16 protein-coding genes are annotated in these 17,406 nt (G+C 65.5%); 3 read left to right on the plus strand and 13 right to left on the minus strand.

What is annotated here, in order from left to right; translation table 11 throughout:
• Together pstC and pstS are read right to left on the minus strand one after the other, a co-directional pair.
• Positions 1–701: phosphate ABC transporter permease subunit PstC (gene pstC / locus ACXJKM_RS26885; protein ID WP_457356210.1), on the minus strand; the 701-nt coding region annotated here is incomplete at its 3' end.
• 151 nt (positions 702–852) lie between these two features.
• Positions 853–1,890 carry a phosphate ABC transporter substrate-binding protein PstS gene (gene pstS, locus ACXJKM_RS26890; protein WP_056197163.1) on the minus strand — a complete coding sequence of 346 codons (1,038 nt, stop codon included), beginning with the start codon at positions 1,888–1,890 and terminating at the stop codon, positions 853–855.
• Between the two features lie 229 nt (positions 1,891–2,119).
• Here pstS and ACXJKM_RS26895 point away from each other — a divergent pair, with 229 nt between their 5' ends.
• Positions 2,120–2,599 (plus strand): fasciclin domain-containing protein, encoded by a 480-nt coding sequence (locus ACXJKM_RS26895; RefSeq protein ID WP_457356211.1) that lies wholly within the window; start codon positions 2,120–2,122, stop codon positions 2,597–2,599.
• A 55-nt stretch (positions 2,600–2,654) separates the two neighbouring features.
• Here the strand turns inward: ACXJKM_RS26895 and glmM are convergent, their stop codons facing one another.
• The 4 genes from glmM to ACXJKM_RS26915 all read right to left on the minus strand — a co-directional run bounded on the left by glmM (position 2,655) and on the right by ACXJKM_RS26915 (position 7,561).
• Positions 2,655–3,986: a phosphoglucosamine mutase gene (gene glmM / locus ACXJKM_RS26900; RefSeq protein ID WP_457356212.1), complete on the minus strand. Its 1,332-nt coding sequence runs from the start codon at positions 3,984–3,986 to the stop codon at positions 2,655–2,657.
• Between the two features lie 14 nt (positions 3,987–4,000).
• On the minus strand, positions 4,001–4,843 hold the full coding sequence (gene folP / locus ACXJKM_RS26905; protein WP_457356213.1) for a dihydropteroate synthase: 843 nt from the start codon (positions 4,841–4,843) through the stop codon (positions 4,001–4,003).
• A gap of 59 nt (positions 4,844–4,902) precedes the next feature.
• A complete protein-coding gene (ftsH, locus tag ACXJKM_RS26910; RefSeq protein ID WP_457356214.1) occupies positions 4,903–6,801 on the minus strand; it encodes an ATP-dependent zinc metalloprotease FtsH in 1,899 nt (632 codons plus the stop codon).
• 85 nt (positions 6,802–6,886) lie between these two features.
• Positions 6,887–7,561: an RlmE family RNA methyltransferase gene (locus ACXJKM_RS26915; protein ID WP_056195451.1), complete on the minus strand. Its 675-nt coding sequence runs from the start codon at positions 7,559–7,561 to the stop codon at positions 6,887–6,889.
• Positions 7,562–7,581: 20 nt separating this feature from the next.
• Here ACXJKM_RS26915 and ACXJKM_RS26920 point away from each other — a divergent pair, with 20 nt between their 5' ends.
• Entirely contained in the window at positions 7,582–8,055 is a 474-nt protein-coding gene (locus tag ACXJKM_RS26920) for a YhbY family RNA-binding protein (RefSeq protein WP_056195448.1), read from the plus strand.
• Here ACXJKM_RS26920 and ACXJKM_RS26925 read toward each other — a convergent pair.
• From ACXJKM_RS26925 to ACXJKM_RS26950, 6 genes are all read right to left on the minus strand, one after another.
• Entirely contained in the window at positions 8,033–8,476 is a 444-nt protein-coding gene (locus ACXJKM_RS26925; protein ID WP_457356215.1) for a DUF4149 domain-containing protein, read from the minus strand. The genes ACXJKM_RS26920 and ACXJKM_RS26925 overlap by 23 nt on opposite strands.
• Entirely contained in the window at positions 8,476–8,952 is a 477-nt protein-coding gene (gene greA, locus ACXJKM_RS26930) for a transcription elongation factor GreA (protein WP_056195443.1), read from the minus strand. Before greA ends, ACXJKM_RS26925 begins: the two co-directional genes overlap by 1 nt.
• Positions 8,953–9,031: 79 nt before the next feature.
• Positions 9,032–12,310 (minus strand): carbamoyl-phosphate synthase large subunit, encoded by a 3,279-nt coding sequence (gene carB / locus ACXJKM_RS26935; RefSeq protein ID WP_457356216.1) that lies wholly within the window; start codon positions 12,308–12,310, stop codon positions 9,032–9,034.
• A 10-nt stretch (positions 12,311–12,320) separates the two neighbouring features.
• Complete coding sequence (gene leuE / locus ACXJKM_RS26940) at positions 12,321–12,962, minus strand: leucine efflux protein LeuE (RefSeq protein WP_457356217.1); 642 nt, start codon at positions 12,960–12,962, stop codon at positions 12,321–12,323.
• 14 nt (positions 12,963–12,976) lie between these two features.
• Positions 12,977–14,137 carry a glutamine-hydrolyzing carbamoyl-phosphate synthase small subunit gene (carA, locus tag ACXJKM_RS26945; RefSeq protein ID WP_457356218.1) on the minus strand — a complete coding sequence of 387 codons (1,161 nt, stop codon included), beginning with the start codon at positions 14,135–14,137 and terminating at the stop codon, positions 12,977–12,979.
• Between the two features lie 191 nt (positions 14,138–14,328).
• Positions 14,329–14,730: a GlcG/HbpS family heme-binding protein gene (locus ACXJKM_RS26950; RefSeq protein ID WP_056195433.1), complete on the minus strand. Its 402-nt coding sequence runs from the start codon at positions 14,728–14,730 to the stop codon at positions 14,329–14,331.
• 88 nt (positions 14,731–14,818) lie between these two features.
• Between ACXJKM_RS26950 and ACXJKM_RS26955 the strand changes: the two genes are divergently transcribed.
• Positions 14,819–15,511 carry a Bax inhibitor-1/YccA family protein gene (locus ACXJKM_RS26955; protein ID WP_457356219.1) on the plus strand — a complete coding sequence of 231 codons (693 nt, stop codon included), beginning with the start codon at positions 14,819–14,821 and terminating at the stop codon, positions 15,509–15,511.
• A 187-nt stretch (positions 15,512–15,698) separates the two neighbouring features.
• On the opposite strand, the gene ACXJKM_RS26960 is transcribed toward ACXJKM_RS26955, so the two are convergent.
• Positions 15,699–17,216, minus strand: coding sequence for a glycoside hydrolase family 5 protein (locus ACXJKM_RS26960; RefSeq protein ID WP_457356220.1), 1,518 nt, complete (start codon positions 17,214–17,216; stop codon positions 15,699–15,701).
• Positions 17,217–17,406 lie beyond the last annotated feature (190 nt).

Raw genomic sequence — 17,406 nt, forward strand, 5'->3', positions numbered from 1 at the left:
AGACCCAGCATGACGCCGCCGACGACCCCGGTCTTGGTGTACGGCAGCACGACGCGGGAGACGACCTCCCAGGTCGTCGCGCCCAGGCCATAGGCGGACTCCTTCAGCATCGGCGGCGTGACCTCGAAGACGTCGCGCATCACCGAGGCGATGAAGGGGATGATCATGATCGCCAGGATGATGCCGGCCGACAGGATGCCGATGCCCACCGGCGGGCCTGACACCAGCGAACCCAGAAAGGGCACGCCGTTGAGCATCGCCTGCAAGGGCGCCTGCACGAAGGTGGCCAGGATGGGGCCGAACACCAGCAGGCCCCACATGCCGTAGACGATGGASGGCACGGCRGCSAGCAGCTCGATGGCGRTGCCCAGCGGGCGCTTCAACCAGCTGGGCGACAGCTCGGTCAGGAAGAKSGCGATGCCGAAGCTSACCGGCACSGCGATCACCAACGCGATGAAGGAGCTCGCCAGCGTGCCGTAGATCATCACCAGGCCGCCGAACTTCTCCTGCACCGGGTCCCATTCCGCGCTGGTCAGGAAGCCGAGGCCGAAGGCCTTGAGCGCCGGCGTGGCACCAATGATGAGGGAGCCGATGATGCCGACCATCAACAGCAGCGTCAGCCACGCTGCACCCTGCGACAGGGCCGCGAACAGCGCGTCAGCCCAGGGGGCGACGCGGCGGCGCTGGGGTTTGGGTTCCATCGGTGAAGTATGCGAGCGACGTTCGCTTCGATCAGCGCCTGCGTTGCCGGCTGGAAGGATGGCTGCCAAGGAACCTCCTGAGGTCTGAGAGAGAAAAGGCGCCTGATGTAACGAAGCCCGGCGAGGCCGGGCCAGGTTCAGCGCCTGGGCATCACTTGTAGGCCACCGCCTTGCCGGACGTGTCCTTGATCTCGCCCCACTGCTTGCGCACCAGATCCTTCACGGCGGCAGGCAGCGGCACGTAGTCGAGGTCGTCGGCCATCTTGTCGCCGTTGCCATAGGCCCATTCGAAGAACTTCAGCGCGGCACCGGCCTGCGCCGCCTTGTCCTGCGACTTGAACATCAGGATGTAGGTCGGGTTGGTCAGCGGCCAGGCAGTCTTGCCCGGTTGGTCGGTCGTGATCTGATAGAAGGTCTTGTTCCAGTCGGCGCCGGCCGCGGCGGCCTTGAAGGCGTCGTCGCTCGGGTTGACCCACTGGCCGTCCTTGTTCTTCAGCTGGACGTAGGTCATCTTGTTCTGCTTCACATAGGCGTACTCGACGTAGCCGATGGAGTTGGGCAGGCGCTGCACGAAAGCGGCGACGCCCTCGTTGCCCTTGCCGGCCGTACCGGCCAGCCACTTGACCGTCGTGCCTTCGCCGACCTTGCTCTTCCAGTCCTCGCTGACCTTGGACAGGTAGTTGGTGAAGATGAAGGTCGTGCCCGAACCGTCGGCGCGCGCCACGGGGGCGATGGTGGCGTCCGGCAGGGCGACACCTGGGTTCAGCGCGGTCAGGGCCGCGTCGTTCCACTTGGTGATTTTGCCGAGGTAGATGTCAGCCAGCACGGCGCCGGTCAGTTTGATCTGGCCCGGGGCGATGCCCTTGATGTTGACGACGGGAACGACGCCACCAATGACCATGGGGAATTGCAGCAGGCCGTCCTTGGCCAGTTCCTCGTCCTTCAGCGGCATGTCGGAAGCGCCGAAGTCGACCGTCTTGGCCTTGATCTGGCGGATGCCGGCACCCGAGCCGACCGACTGGTAGTTGATGCGGGCGCCGCTGGCCTTGTTGTAGGCATCGGCCCACTTGGCATAGATGGGCGCCGGAAAGGTGGCGCCGGCGCCGGTCACGTCCTGGGCAAGGGCCGCCTGGGCACCGAACAAACTCACGACGATCGCGAGCGACTTGCTGACCTGGACAAATTTCATCTGAGACACCTTCCGCAGGGCGGGTTTGACGATGACCGGCATCCTAGGGATCGAATGTGACGATTGAGTGACTGCCCAGTCATCGATCCGGCCATTGGAGCGCGTCAAAGCGCGGCTGGGAAGCCGCCTGAACCGCTTTGTGACACTGTCATTTTCGATTCACGCGAGCGTCATATGGCGCCTCTAGAGTGCCGGCCTATCGTTTCCCGACCACACCGGAGCTTCCGAAATGACCCGTCGCACATCCCTGATCGCGTTGACCGCCAGCGCATGGCTGGTCGCCTGCGCTACCACCCCCGCGCCGGCGCCGCTGGCCGAGACGCTGGCCCGCGACCCGCAGCTCAGCACCTTCAACCGCCTGGTAGCCCAAGCCGGCCTCGCCGACGAACTGCGTGCCGCCGGTCCGCTGACCGTCTTCGCGCCCAGCGACGACGCCTTCAAGGCCGTGCCGGCCAAGACGATGGAAGCGCTGGCCGCTGACCCGGCCCAGCTCAAGGCCGTGCTGGGCTATCACGTCATCGATGGCCGTGTTGCGGCCGCCGATGTGAAGCCGAGCACCGCCAAGACCCACCAAGGCGCCACGCTGGCCCTGGCCAAGGCTGGCAGCTTCGTCACGGTGGACGATGCCGTCGTGCAGCAGGCCGACATCGTCGCGACCAATGGCGTGGCCCACGTGGTCGACCGCGTGCTGATGCCGCCGAAAAAGTAACCCAAAACAAAGGCCGCCCTCGGGCGGCCCTTCTTCTGCTGCAAGTCGTGACGACTCAAGACGAGACAGCATCCACAAGGCGCTGGGCACAGCGCTGGGCCACTGTGGCATCCGAGGCCTCGACCATGACGCGCAGCAAAGGCTCGGTGCCCGAGGCGCGGATCAGGATGCGACCCTTGTTGCCCAGCTCGGCCATCACCGCCGCCTGCTCCTCGGCCAGGCGCGTGCTGCTCTTCCAGTCCTGGCCGGCAGCCAGGCGCACGTTGATCAAGGTCTGCGGGAACAGGTCCACGCCTTGCAACTGCTCCGCCAGGCCGCGTCCGCTGCGGCAGACGGCCTGCAGCACCAGCAGCGCGCTGACGATGCCGTCGCCCGTGGTGTGCTTGTCCAGCGCCAGCAGGTGGCCAGAGCCCTCGCCGCCCAGCTGCCAGCCGCGCGCGGCCAACTCTTCCAGTACATAGCGGTCGCCGACCTTGGCGCGCACGAACTCGACGTCGCGCGAACGCAGCGCCAGCTCGACGGCCATATTGGTCATCAGCGTACCGACGGCGCCCGGCACGCGCAGCCCTTGGGCGAGGCGGTCGGCCACCATCACGTAGAGCAGTTCGTCACCGTTGTAGAGGCGACCGTTGGCGTCCACSAKCTGCAGCCGGTCGGCGTCGCCGTCCAGCGCCACGCCGTAATGGGCGCCGTTGGCCTTGACAGCCTCGACAAGGGCCCCGGGCGCTGTCGCGCCGAAGCCGGCATTGATGTTGAAGCCGTCGGGCTTGCAGCCGATCGAGATGACCTCTGCGCCCAGCTCATGGAAGACATCGGGCGCGACGTGATAGGCCGCGCCGTGGGCCGCGTCGACGACGATCTTCAGCCCCTTGAGCGTCAGGTCCGAGCCGAAACTGTTCTTGCAGAACTCGATGTAGCGGCCGCGCGCATCTTCCAGGCGCTTGGCACGACCGAGGTTGGCCGAATCCACCCACTGCGGCGCCTCTTCCAGCGAGGCTTCGACGGCCAGCTCCCAGGCATCGGGCAGCTTCTCGCCCTTGGCCGAGAAGAACTTGATGCCGTTGTCGGCAAACGGGTTGTGCGAGGCGCTGATGACGACGCCGAGATCCAGGCGCAGTGCGCGCGTCAGGTAGGCCACACCCGGGGTCGGCAGCGGGCCGGTCAGCAGCACATTCACGCCGGCCGAGGCAAAGCCGGCCTCCAGTGCGGACTCGATCATGTAGCCCGAGATGCGCGTGTCCTTGCCGATCAGCACCGTGGGCCGCTCGTCCGTCTTGCGCAGCACGCGACCGACGGCATGGCCCAGGCGCAGCATGAAGTCCGGCGTGATCGGGTCCTGGCCCACCGTGCCCCGAATGCCGTCGGTTCCAAAATACTTGCGGGCCATCGAGCTCTTCCTTCTTATTTCGTGGCAGGGATTGTCGCCGCATCGACCGCGGCCCAGACCTTGAGCGCGTCCACGGTGGCGGCGACATCGTGCACACGAATCACGTTCGCGCCTGCGCTGACGGCCCGCAGCGCGGCGGCCAGGCTGGCCGGCAGGCGCTGGTCCACCGGCCGACCGGTGATGTCGCCCAGAGTGCGCTTGCGCGACCAGCCCACCAACAGCGGATAGCCCAGCCCCGCCAGGCGTTGCTGCCCGGCCAGCAGCTGGAGGTTGTGCTCGGCGCTCTTGGCAAAACCGTAGCCCGGATCCAGCGCGACGGCATCAGCCGGGATGCCCGACTCTCGCGCAGCTTGCGCGCGTTGGGCGAGAAAGGCGCCGACCTCGGCCACCACATCGCCGTAGACCGCCAGCTCCATCATCGACGCCGGCTCGCCGCGCATGTGCATCAGGCAGACACCCGCACCGCTGCCGGCCACAGCCGCCAGCGCGCCGGGCAGTTGCAGCGCCTGCACGTCGTTGATGATGTCCGCACCGGCATCCAGCGCGCGGCGCATCACGTCTGGCTTGTAGGTGTCGACCGAAACGGGAACGCCCAGCGTGACCGCCGCGGCCAGCACCTTGTCGATACGCGCCCATTCGCTGCCGGCATCGACGCGCGGCGCGCCGGGGCGGGTGGACTCGCCACCGATGTCCAGGATGTCGGCGCCCTCTGCCACCAGGCGCTCGCAGTGCGCGATGGCGGTCCGGGTGTCGTCATGCCGGCCACCGTCGGAAAAGGAATCCGGCGTCACGTTGACGATGCCCATCACGCGCGGATGGCTCAAATCAAGGCGGAAGCGGCGGGTCTGCCAATGCATGGGCGGCTCGGAATGGAAAACGGGCCCGGTGGAAGCCGGGCCCGTCGTTGGGGTGGGGATCAGGCCGCGGCGGGGGCGCCGTCGGTGCTGACCGGCGGCGTGCCACCACCGGTCGGGCCGCTCGGGGTCGGCTTGTCGTCAGGCGCGCGTGGGGGGCGGCCGGCCATGATGTCCAGGATCTGGTCGCGGTCGATGGTTTCCCACTTCATCAGCGCCTCGGTCATGGTCTCGACCTTGTCGCGGTTGTCCTCGAGGATCTTCTGCGCGACGGCGTACTGCTGGTCGAGGATGCGGCGGATCTCGCCGTCGACCTTCTGCTGCGTGCTCTCGCTGATGTTGGCCGTCTTGGTCATGCTGCGGCCGAGGAAGACTTCGCCCTCGTTCTCGGCATAGACCATCGGGCCGAGCACCTCGCTCATGCCATAGCGCGTCACCATGTCGCGGGCCATGCGGGTGGCGCGTTCGTAGTCGTTGGATGCACCGGTCGAGATGTCGTGGACGAACAGGTCCTCGGCAATGCGGCCGCCGAACATGATGCTGATGCTGTTGAGCATCTGCTTGAAGTACAGGCTGTGCTGGTCACGCTCAGGCAGCTGCCAGGTCACGCCCAGGGCGCGCCCGCGCGGCATGATGGTGACCTTGTGAACAGGGTCTGTGCCGGGCAGCAGCTCGGCGACGACGGCATGACCAGACTCGTGGTACGCCGTGGCGCGCTTCTCGTCCTCGGTCATGACCATGCTCTTGCGCTCGGGGCCCATGTAGAGCTTGTCCTTGGCGCGCTCGAAGTCGATCATTTCCACCAGGCGACCATTGCGGCGCGCGGCGAACAGGGCAGCCTCGTTGACGAGGTTGGCCAGGTCGGCACCGCTCATGCCAGGCGTGCCGCGGGCGAGGATGGACGCGTTGACGTCCTGGCCGATAGGCACCTTGCGCATGTGCACGTTCAGGATCTGCTCGCGGCCGCGGATRTCCGGCAGCGTSACATAGACCTGGCGGTCGAAGCGGCCGGGGCGCAGCAGCGCGGGGTCGAGGATGTCGGGTCGGTTGGTGGCGGCSATSACGATSACGCCGAGATTGGTYTCAAAGCCATCCATCTCGACCAGCATCTGGTTCAGSGTCTGCTCGCGYTCRTCATTGCCRCCGCCCAGGCCCGCGCCGCGMTGGCGGCCGACGGCGTCGATTTCRTCGATRAAGATGATGCAGGGCGCGCTCTTCTTGGCCTGCTCGAACATGTCTCGCACGCGGGCCGCGCCAACGCCGACGAACATCTCGACGAAGTCGGAGCCCGAGATCGTGAAGAAGGGCACTTTGGCTTCACCGGCGATSGMCTTGGCSAGCAGCGTCTTGCCGGTACCCGGAGGGCCGACAAGCAACACACCRCGCGGRATACGSCCGCCGAGCTTCTGGAAYTTCTGCGGRTCCTTCAGGAAGTCGACCAGYTCCTTGACCTCTTCCTTGGCTTCATCGCAACCAGCGACGTCGGCGAAGGTGACGGTGTTGTTGGCCTCGTCCAGCATGCGGGCCTTGGATTTGCCGAAGCTGAATGCCCCGCCCTTGCCGCCACCCTGCATCTGGCGCATGAAGTAGACCCAGACACCGATCAGCAGCAGCATCGGCGTCCAGTTGATCAGCATGCTGACCAGGAAGCTCTGCTCTTCACGCGGCTTGATGTCGAACTTGACGCCGTTGCTGCGCAGGTCGCCGACCAGGCCGCGATCCTGGTAGGTGGCCAGCGTGCGCAGCTTGTTGCCTTCGGTGTCTTCGGCGTAGATGTCACCGGTGATGCCGTCGGGCAGCGTCGCGGATTTGATCCGGCGCGCCTGGACGAGATCCAGGAACTCGGAATAGGTCACCTGCTTACCGGGTGCCGTGGTGCCGCCGAACTGCTTGACGACCGTGAACAGCACCAGCGCGATCACGATCCAGACGGCGAACTTCGAAAACCATTGATTGTTCACTGCGACTCCTTGGCCCTGATGGCCCAGCGCGGGTTTCAGGACAGTGGGGGCGATTTTAGGGGCGGCAAGGGGCCTACCCCTGTAATCAGCGGTTTTTCAGTCCCATGCCCACCAAGAATGTCTCGGAAGAGCGGATGCGGGAGGCTTTGGGCTTCACGACCTTGAAGACTTTGAAATGTGTTTTGAAGAGGTTCACGAGCTCGTCGTAGCCGCTGCCATGGAAGACCTTGGCCACCAGCGCGCCCTCGGGCTTGAGGTGGCTGCTGGCGAAATCGACGGCCAGCTCGACCAGGCCGGAGATGCGGGCGGCATCGGTGGACGCAATACCCGACATATTGGGCGCCATGTCCGACACGACGACGTCCACCGGCCGGCCGGCCAGAGCCGCCTCCAGCTCTGCCAGCACCGCGTCCTCCTGAAAATCGCCCTGAATGAACTGCACGCCCTCGATGGGTTCGAACTCCAGCACGTCCAGCGCAATGATGCTGCCGTTGAGCTGCCCCACCGCCGCCCCGCCCCGCCCCGCCTCCGTGGGCGCGAACCGGCGGCGCAGATATTGGCTCCAGGCACCGGGCGTGGCGCCCAGGTCGACGACGATCTGGCCCGGGCGGATCAGCTTCAGTTCCTCGTCGATTTCCTTGAGCTTGTAGGCCGCGCGCGAGCGGTAGCCGTCCTTCTGCGCCTGCTGCACATAGGGATCCGAGACATGGTTGTTCAACCACGCCTTGTTGAGCTTCTTGCTTTTGGTTTGAGTTTTCATGCCTACGGGATAATACGGGGATGCCTCAAATCATCCTGACCCCTGCCCAGCGCAAGGACAAACGCTCCGACGCCCACCATCTCGACCCGGTCGTGATGATCGGCGGCGATGGCCTGACCCCCGCCGTCGTGAAGGAAGTGGACCTGGCGCTGAAGGCTCATGGCCTGATCAAGGTGCGGGTGCTGGGCGACGACCGCGCTGCGCGCGAAGCCATGTTCGCCCAGCTCTGCGACGAGCTGAACGCCGCGCCCATCCAGCACATCGGCAAGCTGCTGGTGCTGTGGCGGCCGATTCCGGAGAAGGCAGCCGCCGAGCGCACCGACGCCCGACCCGGCCCGCGCGTGGTCAAGATCGTCAAATTCTCCAAGAGCGGCAATGGTCGGCCCCAGGTCACCAAACTCAAGGTGTTGGGCAACCAGCGCGTCGCCCAGGGTGGCGAACTCAAGCGCGCCAAGCGCCGCATGACCAGCGTCAAGAAGAACGTCGCGGACTGATCCACGCCAGGGCCAGCACCGCCAGGCCCTTCACGCCGAAGAACGCGAGCGAAGCACCATGCAGCGCCGCGAAGGATGCGACCCCGGCGCCGGCCTTCGCGTCTGCCATCAGCGGTTGCAGGCCGTAGTAGCCGGCAATCGTGCAGAACAGGGCCACGACCGGCAGCAAGAGCCGGGCTGAAAACTGTTGGCTGACGCCCCCGCCCTCCAAGGTGTCACGGGCGATGCGTCGCTCGATCATCATCAGCACCAGCCCCAACGCCAGGCTGACCTGCGCCTCGATCGCAAACACGCGTGCGACGAAAGCACCGGCCTGGGCGCGCTCCAACACCGCGAAGGCACTGGGCGTCGCCGCGAAGGCCACACACAGCAAAAAGCCGCCCCAGAGGGCGGCCAGCAGGGCTTGGAGCCGAGCGAACATCACTCGTAGCGCACTTCGACGATTTCGTAGCGCTTGATGCCGCCGGGGGCCTGCACTTCGGCGACGTCACCGGCCTCCTTGCCGATCAGGGCGCGGGCGATCGGCGAGCCGACCGAGATGCGGCCATGCTTGATGTCGGCCTCGTCGTCACCCGTGATCTGGTAGGTCACTTCGGTGCCGCTGGCTTCTTCTTCCAGGTCCACCGTTGCGCCGAACACCACGCGACCGCCAGCGTCCAGCGTCGAGGGATCGATGATCTGCGCCGCCGCGAGTTTGCCTTCGATCTCGAGGATGCGGCCTTCGATGAAGCCCTGCTTGTCCTTGGCTGCGTCGTACTCGGCGTTCTCGCTCAGGTCACCCTGGGCGCGCGCTTCGGCAATTGCCTGGACGACGGCATGACGTTCGACGGTCTTGAGTCGGTGCAGCTCGGCTTTGAGCGACTCGGCGCCGCGCTTGGTCAGGGGAATGGTCGTCATGGCAAAAACTCAATGGGCAAAAAGAGTTCCGCCGCTGCGGCCCGGTCGGGCTGCTGCGGCGGAATCGATGGGCTGTAGTTTAAGCCAGCTCGGCGTGCAGTTCCTGCAGGGATTGCACGGTCAGACCATCACGGTGTTTCATGCCTTCGACCGCGGCTTCACAACCGGCCATGGTCGTGTAATAGGTCACGCGGTTGGCCAGAGCTGCCTGGCGGATGTAGCGGCTGTCAGCGATCGCCGTGCGGGTCTCGTCCACCGTCGTGAAGACGAGCTGGATGTCGCCGCCCTTGAGCGCGTCGACGATGTGAGGGCGGCCGTCCTTGATCTTGTTGATCAGCTTGACCGGCACGCCGGCCTCGGTGATCGCAGCCGCCGTGCCGCGCGTCGCGACGATGCCGAAGCCCAGCGCATGCAAATCCTTGGCGATGGCGATGGCGCGGGCCTTGTCGCTGTTCTTGACCGTGATCAGCACATTGCCCTGGCGCGGCAGGCGCGAGCCGGCGCCGATCTGGCTCTTCAGCATCGCCTCGCCGAAAGTCCTGGCTGCGCCCATCACTTCGCCGGTCGAACGCATCTCGGGGCTGAGGATGGGGTCCACACCCGGGAACTTGTTGAACGGGAAGACGGCTTCCTTGACGCTGAAGTAAGGCGGGATCACTTCGGCCGGCACGCGGCCCTTGCGGTCGCGCTGGTCGACCAGCTTCTGGCCCGCCATGCAGCGCGCGGCGATCTTGGCGAGCTGCTGACCGGTGGCCTTGGACACATAGGGCACGGTACGCGAGGCACGCGGATTCACTTCCAGCACGTAGACCGTGCAGGCCGCGAGACCGGCAGTCACGTCGCCCTGAATGGCGAACTGCACATTCATCAGGCCGATGACCTTGAGCGCCTTGGCCATCGCGGCCGTCTGGCGGCGCAGCTCGTCCTGCAGGTCGGCCGCCAGTGTGTAGGGCGGCAACGAGCAGGCCGAGTCGCCGCTGTGGATGCCGGCCGCCTCGATGTGCTCCATGATGCCGCCGATCATCACGTCGCCCGCAGCGTCGGCGATGCAATCGACGTCGACCTCGACGGCGTCTTCCAGGAAGCGGTCCAGCAGCACGGGCGACTTCTCGGACACGCGCACGGCTTCGCGCATATAGCGCTCCAGGTCCTTGTCGCCGTGCACGATCTCCATCGCACGGCCGCCCAGCACATAGCTCGGGCGCACGACCAGCGGGTAGCCGATCTCGTTGGCCAGCGCCACGGCCTGATCTTCATTGCGTGCAGTGCGGTTGGGTGGCTGGCGCAGGCCCAGCTCGTGCAGCAGCTTCTGGAAGCGCTCGCGATCCTCGGCGATGTCGATGGAATCGGGCGTCGTGCCAATGATGGGCACGCCGGCACGCTCCAGATCAAGTGCGAGCTTCAGCGGCGTCTGGCCGCCGTACTGCACGATGACGCCGACCGGCTTTTCCTTGTCGACGATCTCCAGCACGTCTTCCAGCGTGACCGACTCGAAATAGAGGCGATCCGACGTGTCGTAGTCGGTCGAGACGGTCTCGGGATTGCAGTTGACCATGATGGTCTCGTAGCCGTCCTCGCGCATCGCGAGCGCGGCATGCACGCAGCAGTAGTCGAACTCGATGCCCTGGCCGATGCGGTTCGGGCCACCGCCCAGCACCATGATCTTCTTCTTGTCCGTCGGGTTGGCTTCGCACTCGGCATCCGCGCCCTCGTAGGTCGAGTACATGTACGCCGTCTGCGTCGCGAACTCGGCCGCGCAGGTGTCCACGCGCTTGTAGACGGGGCGCACGTTCAGCGCATGGCGGCGCTCGCGCACGGCGTGCTGGTGCGTGCCCAGCAGTTTGGCCAGGCGCTTGTCCGAGAAGCCCTTGCTCTTGAGCAGGCGCAGCTCTGCCTCTGTGATGGACTCGATCGCCCGGCCCTTCAGCTCGCCTTCGATCTGCACGAGTTGCTCGATCTGCGCGAGGAACCACGGGTCCACCGCAGTCTCTTCATAGATCTCGTCCAGCGTCATGCCGATGCGGAAGGCGTCGGCCAAGAACAGGATGCGCTCGGGGCCGGCTTCGCCGATCTCCTGCACGATCTCTTCACGATCGGCCGAGCGCTCGGTCAGGCCGTCGATGCCGGTCTCCAGGCCGCGCAGCGCCTTCTGGAAGGATTCCTGGAAGGTTCGGCCCATGGCCATCACTTCGCCGACGGACTTCATCTGCGTCGTCAGCCGCGAGTCGGCCATCGGGAACTTTTCGAAGGCGAAGCGCGGGATCTTGGTGACGACGTAATCGATGCTGGGCTCGAACGACGCCGGCGTGATGCCGCCGGTGATGTCGTTTTTCAGCTCGTCCAGCGTGTAGCCGACTGCCAGCTTGGCGGCGATCTTGGCGATGGGGAAACCCGTTGCCTTGGAGGCCAGCGCCGAGGAGCGCGACACGCGCGGGTTCATCTCGATGACGACCATGCGGCCGTCCTTCGGGTTGATGGAGAACTGCACGTTGGAGCCGCCGGTGTCCACGCCAATCTCGCGCAGGATGGCGATGCTGGCGTTGCGCAGCAGCTGGTATTCCTTGTCCGACAGCGTCTGGCTCGGCGCCACGGTGATGGAGTCGCCGGTGTGGATGCCCATCGGGTCGAGGTTCTCGATGGAGCAGACGATGATGCAGTTGTCCGCCTTGTCGCGGACGACCTCCATCTCGTACTCCTTCCAGCCGATCAGGCTCTCTTCGATGAGCAGTTCGTTGGTCGGCGAGAGGTCCAGGCCACGCTTGCAGATGGTCTCGAACTCTTCCGGGTTGTAGGCGATGCCGCCGCCCGAGCCGCCGAGCGTGAAGCTGGGGCGGATGACCATCGGGAAACCCGCGCCACCGATCTCGGCGTGGATGCGCTTCTGCACGGCCCAGGCTTCTTCCAGCGAGTGCGCGATGCCGGACCGGGCCGAGCCCAGGCCGATCTTGGTCATCGCGTCCTTGAACTTGAGGCGGTCCTCGGCCTTCTCGATGGCATGCTCGTTGGCGCCGATCATCTCGACGTTGTACTTGGCCAGCACGCCGTGCTTGTGCAGGTCCAGCGCGCAGTTCAGCGCGGTCTGGCCGCCCATCGTCGGCAGCACGGCATCCGGCCGCTCCTTGGCGATGATCTTCTCGACCACCTGCCAGGTGATGGGCTCGATGTAGGTGACGTCCGCCGTGTCCGGGTCCGTCATGATCGTGGCCGGGTTGCTGTTCACCAGGACGACCTTGTAGCCCTCCTCGCGCAGCGCCTTGCAGGCCTGGGCGCCGGAGTAGTCGAACTCGCARGCCTGGCCRATGATGATSGGACCSGCGCCGATGATGAGGATGGTTTTTAGGTCTGTACGTTTCGGCATGGCGGTCTGCTTAGAGAGTGGCCGTGGCCAGCTTGGCCCCGAACCCAACGAAAAGTGCGCCGACGCTGGCGTTGGCAGTGCTGGACAGCCGGCGGCGCGCGCGGAAGGCGGCGGCCAGGCGGGCGCCGGCAAAGATCAGCGTCGAGAGATAGATGAAACTCAGCACCTGGATGATGGAACCCAGGATCAGGAAGGTCAGCGCCGGATGCGGATAGGCCGGGTCGACGAACTGGATGAAGAAGGACAGCAGGAAGGCGATGGCCTTGGGGTTCAGCAGGCTGACGACCAGGGCCTTCTTGAACGGCTGGCTCGCGTCGACGAGGCGCGGTGCCTCGGCGGCCTTGGCCTCACCGCGCCAGGTACTCAGCGCACCGCGCAGCAACTGGATGCCGATCCAGCCCAGGTAGACCGCGCCGACCATCTTCACGACGAAGAAGATCTGCGGGCTGGCCATCAACAGCGACGCGCCACCGGCAGCAGCCGCCGTCATCAGCAGCGTGTCGCCGACGAACACGCCACAGGCCGCGCCGTAGCCGGTGCGAACGCCGCGCTGCGCCGCAACGGACAGCACATAGATCGAATTGGGCCCGGGCAGCAGGATGATGAAGATCGCCGCCGCGAGGAAGGTGCCGAGATCGGTGATGCCGAACATTTGCAGGCCCTCCTTCAGGACTTGTTCATCAGGGACAGGAACCGGTCGAACAGGTAGGCAATATCGTGCGGGCCGGGGCTGGCTTCCGGGTGGCCCTGGAAGCTGAAAGCCGGCTTGTCGGTGCGGGCAATGCCCTGCAGCGTGCCATCGAACAGGCTCACGTGCGTGGCGCGCAGATTGGCCGGCAGCGTGTCGGGGTCGACCGCGAAACCGTGGTTCTGGCTGGTGATGCCGACGCGGCCGCTGTCCAGGTCCTTGACCGGGTGGTTGGCGCCGTGGTGGCCGAACTTCATCTTGAAGGTCTTGGCACCGCTGGCCAGCGCCAGGATCTGGTGGCCCAGGCAGATGCCGAAGACGGGGATGCCGGATTCGATCAGCTGCGCCGTGGCCTTGATCGCGTAGTCGCAAGGCTCCGGGTCGCCAGGGCCGTTGGACAGGAAGACGCCGTCCGGCTCCAGGTCGAATACGGCGCTGGCGGGCGTCTGAGCCGGCACGACGGTGACCTTGCAGCCGCGCTCGGCCAGCATGCGCAGGATGTTGAGCTTGACGCCGAAGTCGTAGGCGACGACGTGAAACTTCGGTGCGGTCTGCGTGCCGTAGCCGCTGCCGAGCTTCCACTCGGTCTGCGTCCAGGTTTCGTTCTCGGTGCGGCTGACGACCTTGGCCAGGTCCAGGCCGGACATCGACGGTGCGGCCTTGGCGGCGGCCACCGCGGAGTCGATATGCGCTTGCGTCAGCGCTTCGCCGGCAGCCAACGCCAGGATGCAGCCGTTCTGTGCGCCGTTGGTGCGCAGCACGCGGGTCAGGCGGCGGGTGTCAAGGCCGGCAATGGCCACGGTACCTTCGTCGCGCAGGTACTGGTCAAGCGTGCGGCCCGAGCGGAAGTTGGAGGCGCGCAGCGGCAGGTCCTTGATGACGAGGCCGGCGGCATGCACCTTGGCGGCCTCGACGTCTTCATCGCTGACGCCGTAGCTGCCGATGTGCGGATACGTCAGCGTGACGATCTGCTTGCAGTAGCTCGGGTCGGTGAGGATTTCCTGGTAGCCGGACAGCGCGGTGTTGAACACCACTTCGCCGACCGTCTGGCCCGTTGCGCCGATGGATTGGCCTCGGAACACCGTCCCATCCGCCAGAGCCAGAATTGCTTGAGGGGGATGAAGCAGGTCGGTCAGCACAAGGGTCTCCGCAAATGGGGCGCGTGCCCAGCATCAACCCGGCCGAAGACGGGTCAATTTGAGGAAACCAACAAGGTTTTCGCCGGGCAGCAAGTGGGTTCAGGTAAACCCATCGAGTATAGCCGACTGGGGTTAGTACGGAGGCTTCGCGACCGCCTTGCGACGGCTTCGTGGCGCCTCGAAGTGCCGCTTCAGAGTGCCGAAATACCAGCCTTGGCGATCTCGGCATCCTCGCTGGACTTCACACCGCTGACGCCGACGGCGCCCACGCACTGCCCGTCAACGAGGATGGGCACGCCGCCCTCCAGCAGGCCGTGCATGCCGGGCACGCTGAGGAAGGACTGCCGCCCGCCGTTGATCATGTCCTCGTAAATCTTGGATTCGCGCCGGCCCAAGGCCGACGTGTGCGCCTTGGCCGGCGCAAACATCGCCGAGCTGGGCGCGGCGCCATCCAGGCGCTGCAGCCACAGCAGGTGGCCGCCGGCGTCGACGATGGCGATGGACACCGCCCAGCCCTTGCTGACTGCATGGGCCTCCGCTGCGGCGGCGATGCGCTTGACGTCTGCGAGTTCGAGTTGAGATTGCTGTTTCATGGTCTTGCTTTCCGGGGGATAGACCCCAATGTAGCGGCCCAGCGGGAGCCTAGAATTCCCTCGGTCCTTTTGCCTCCGGAGCATCGTCATGAACGACAGTCTGCAAACCTCTTACGGCTATGCCGGCAACGGCCTGGCTGTTGACCGGCAGCGCGTACTGCGCAACACCTATTGGCTGCTCGCCCTGTCGCTGGTGCCTACGGTGCTGGGTGCCTGGATCGGCGTATCCACCGGCTTCATGGCCAAGATGGGCTTCGGCATCAGCACGCTGGTCTTCTTCATCGGCGCCTTCGGCCTGATGTTCGTCGTCGAAAAGACCAAGAACAGCAGCATGGGCGTCGCAGCCCTGCTGGGCTTCACCTTCTTCATGGGCCTGATGCTGTCGCGGCTGATTGCACAGGTGCTGGGCTACCGCAACGGTTCCAGCTTGATCATGACGGCCTTCGGCGGCACGGCAGCGATCTTCTTCGCGATGGCCAGCCTGTCCACCATCATCAAGCGCGACCTGTCGTCCATGGGCAAATTCCTGGTCGTTGGCGCGATCGTGCTGATGGTCGCCGGCATCGCCAACATCTTCCTGCAGTCGTCAGCGCTGATGCTGACCATCCTGGTGCTGATGCTGGGCGTGTTCTCGGCCTTCCTGCTGTATGACATCAAGCGCGTCATTGACGGCGGCGAGACCAACTACATCTCCGCCACGCTGGCCATCTACCTGGACCTCTACAACGTGTTCCAGAGCCTGCTGTCGCTGCTCGGCATCTTCGGCGGCGAGCGCGACTGATTGACTCACCCCCGGAGGCGCTTTGCGCCTCCCCCTCAAGGGGGCTGAGCCCGGACAGAAACAGTCCTGAGGACTGTTTGTGCCTGGCGAAGGACAAGGCCTCAGGCCTTGGCAGCCGCCAGTGGCCCGGCAAAGCCGGTTCCACGGCGGCCGCCTGATGAAGGAGCCTGCTGACGCGGCTCCTTTTTTATTGGGCGCCCGGCTTGAAGTTCTTCAACACAAAGGGTGCGCTCACAATGATCGGCTGGCCCACCTGCCCGACGTGCGCCGACAGCATCACCGTGCCTGCAGCTTGGTTTTCTTGGACTGTGCCGTTCAGCACCACGGGCTCCAGCTTGTTGGTCAGCGTGGCCACACTGGACAGCAGGGCCGTGTAGGGCGCTGCATTCAGTTGCAGCGAGATGGGCACGCTGACCTTGGCCTTGGCGTCGTCCGTATCCAGCCGCATCCACATGAGCACCTGCAGCTTGTCGCCCTTGCGGATCTCGCCGGTGATGGGCGTGATCACGCCGTTGTCCCAGACGTTGGCGCGCTTGCCCTGCAGGTCGACGCGCAGGCAGGTCTTGCCCGAGGCCTCGCAAGCCACCTGCTGTGTGGATTGGCCCTCGCCATAGACCGACCAGGCACTGACCTTGGCTGAATTGATCAGGTGATCCAACGCGGGGTCACCGCCGCGCGCCACCTGGGGTGTCGACGCGCCGGGTGCCGGCACGAGGGCACCCAGAATGGGTCGGACCCAGCCGTCTGCCTGCATGTCCCAGACGACGAAGTCTGAGTCGAACTGCCAATAACTCCAACCGAAGCTGCGCGCCTCGGCAGCTCGGGCGACCGCCGCAGTCCAGGCCACGCGCTGCGCCATGCCCGCCGTCTCCAGGGCACCGAACTCGCCCAGCAGAATCGGCCGGCCGGTGCGCTGGCTCCAGGCCTTGACGCGGTCAAAGTCCTGCTTGAGCTTGTCCAGCTCGGCGGCCGTGCCCCAGGTCACGCCGGACAGCTTCTGGAACTGCGGCGTCCATGACGCGCCCTGGTGGGTGAACTCCATGGGCGTGTAGTAATGGAAGGTCACGACCAGGTTGCGGTCGGACTCGGGCAGCTTCAGGGTGTCGAGCTGATCCAGCGAGTTCCAGAACTTCGGCCCGACGACGACGCGGCGCTTCGGGTTGGTCTCGCGGATGATGGCCAGGTTCTCGGCCAGCATGTCGTTCCATACCGCGTCGGCCGCGCCGTTGGGCTCGTTCAGGATCTCGAACAGCACCGCGTCGGGCGCGTCCTTGTAGCGCGGGGCGATTTGGCGCCAGAAGGCCTTGAGTCGCGTCCGGCACTTGTCGATCTCCTTGGCGCAGTCGTTGAAGTTGTGCTGGTCCAGGATGACCTGCAGGCCCGCGCTCAGCGCCGCGGCTGTCATCTCGTCCAGCGTCTTCAGCCAAGCCGTCGACAAGCGGCCTTCGGCGTCCATGTGCTCGAAGGCATGCAAGTTCAGGCGCACATGGTCGAAGCCACCGTCGCGGATGGCCTGCATATGGCGCAGCTGGAAGCGCGCCTTGGCCGGCTCGCTCCAGAGCGGGTCATAGCCCAGCGCGTTCACGCCGCGTTTGAGGGCCGGTTGCGGCAGGGCCAGGGTGGTTTGCGCAAGCGCGGCCGACGCGAGCCCGAGGGCCAGGCAGGCAGTGCCCAGGACTCGGGGCAACAGATTTCGAATGGGCATGCCGACTTGTCTCCTGTGGTCATGGTGCTGGCCGGGTGGTCCCAGGCTCAGCAAACAACTAAACAATGTTGTTTATTCATTTTGTCTACTTCACACCGGCCCCGGCTCCGGACTAACACGTAGGCTCGAAAGCAAAAATCCCGGTCGCCGCAACGGGCCGACCGGGATTTGTTGAAAGAGGATTCACCTC

It is taken from the genome of Roseateles sp. P5_D6, from assembly GCF_054049415.1.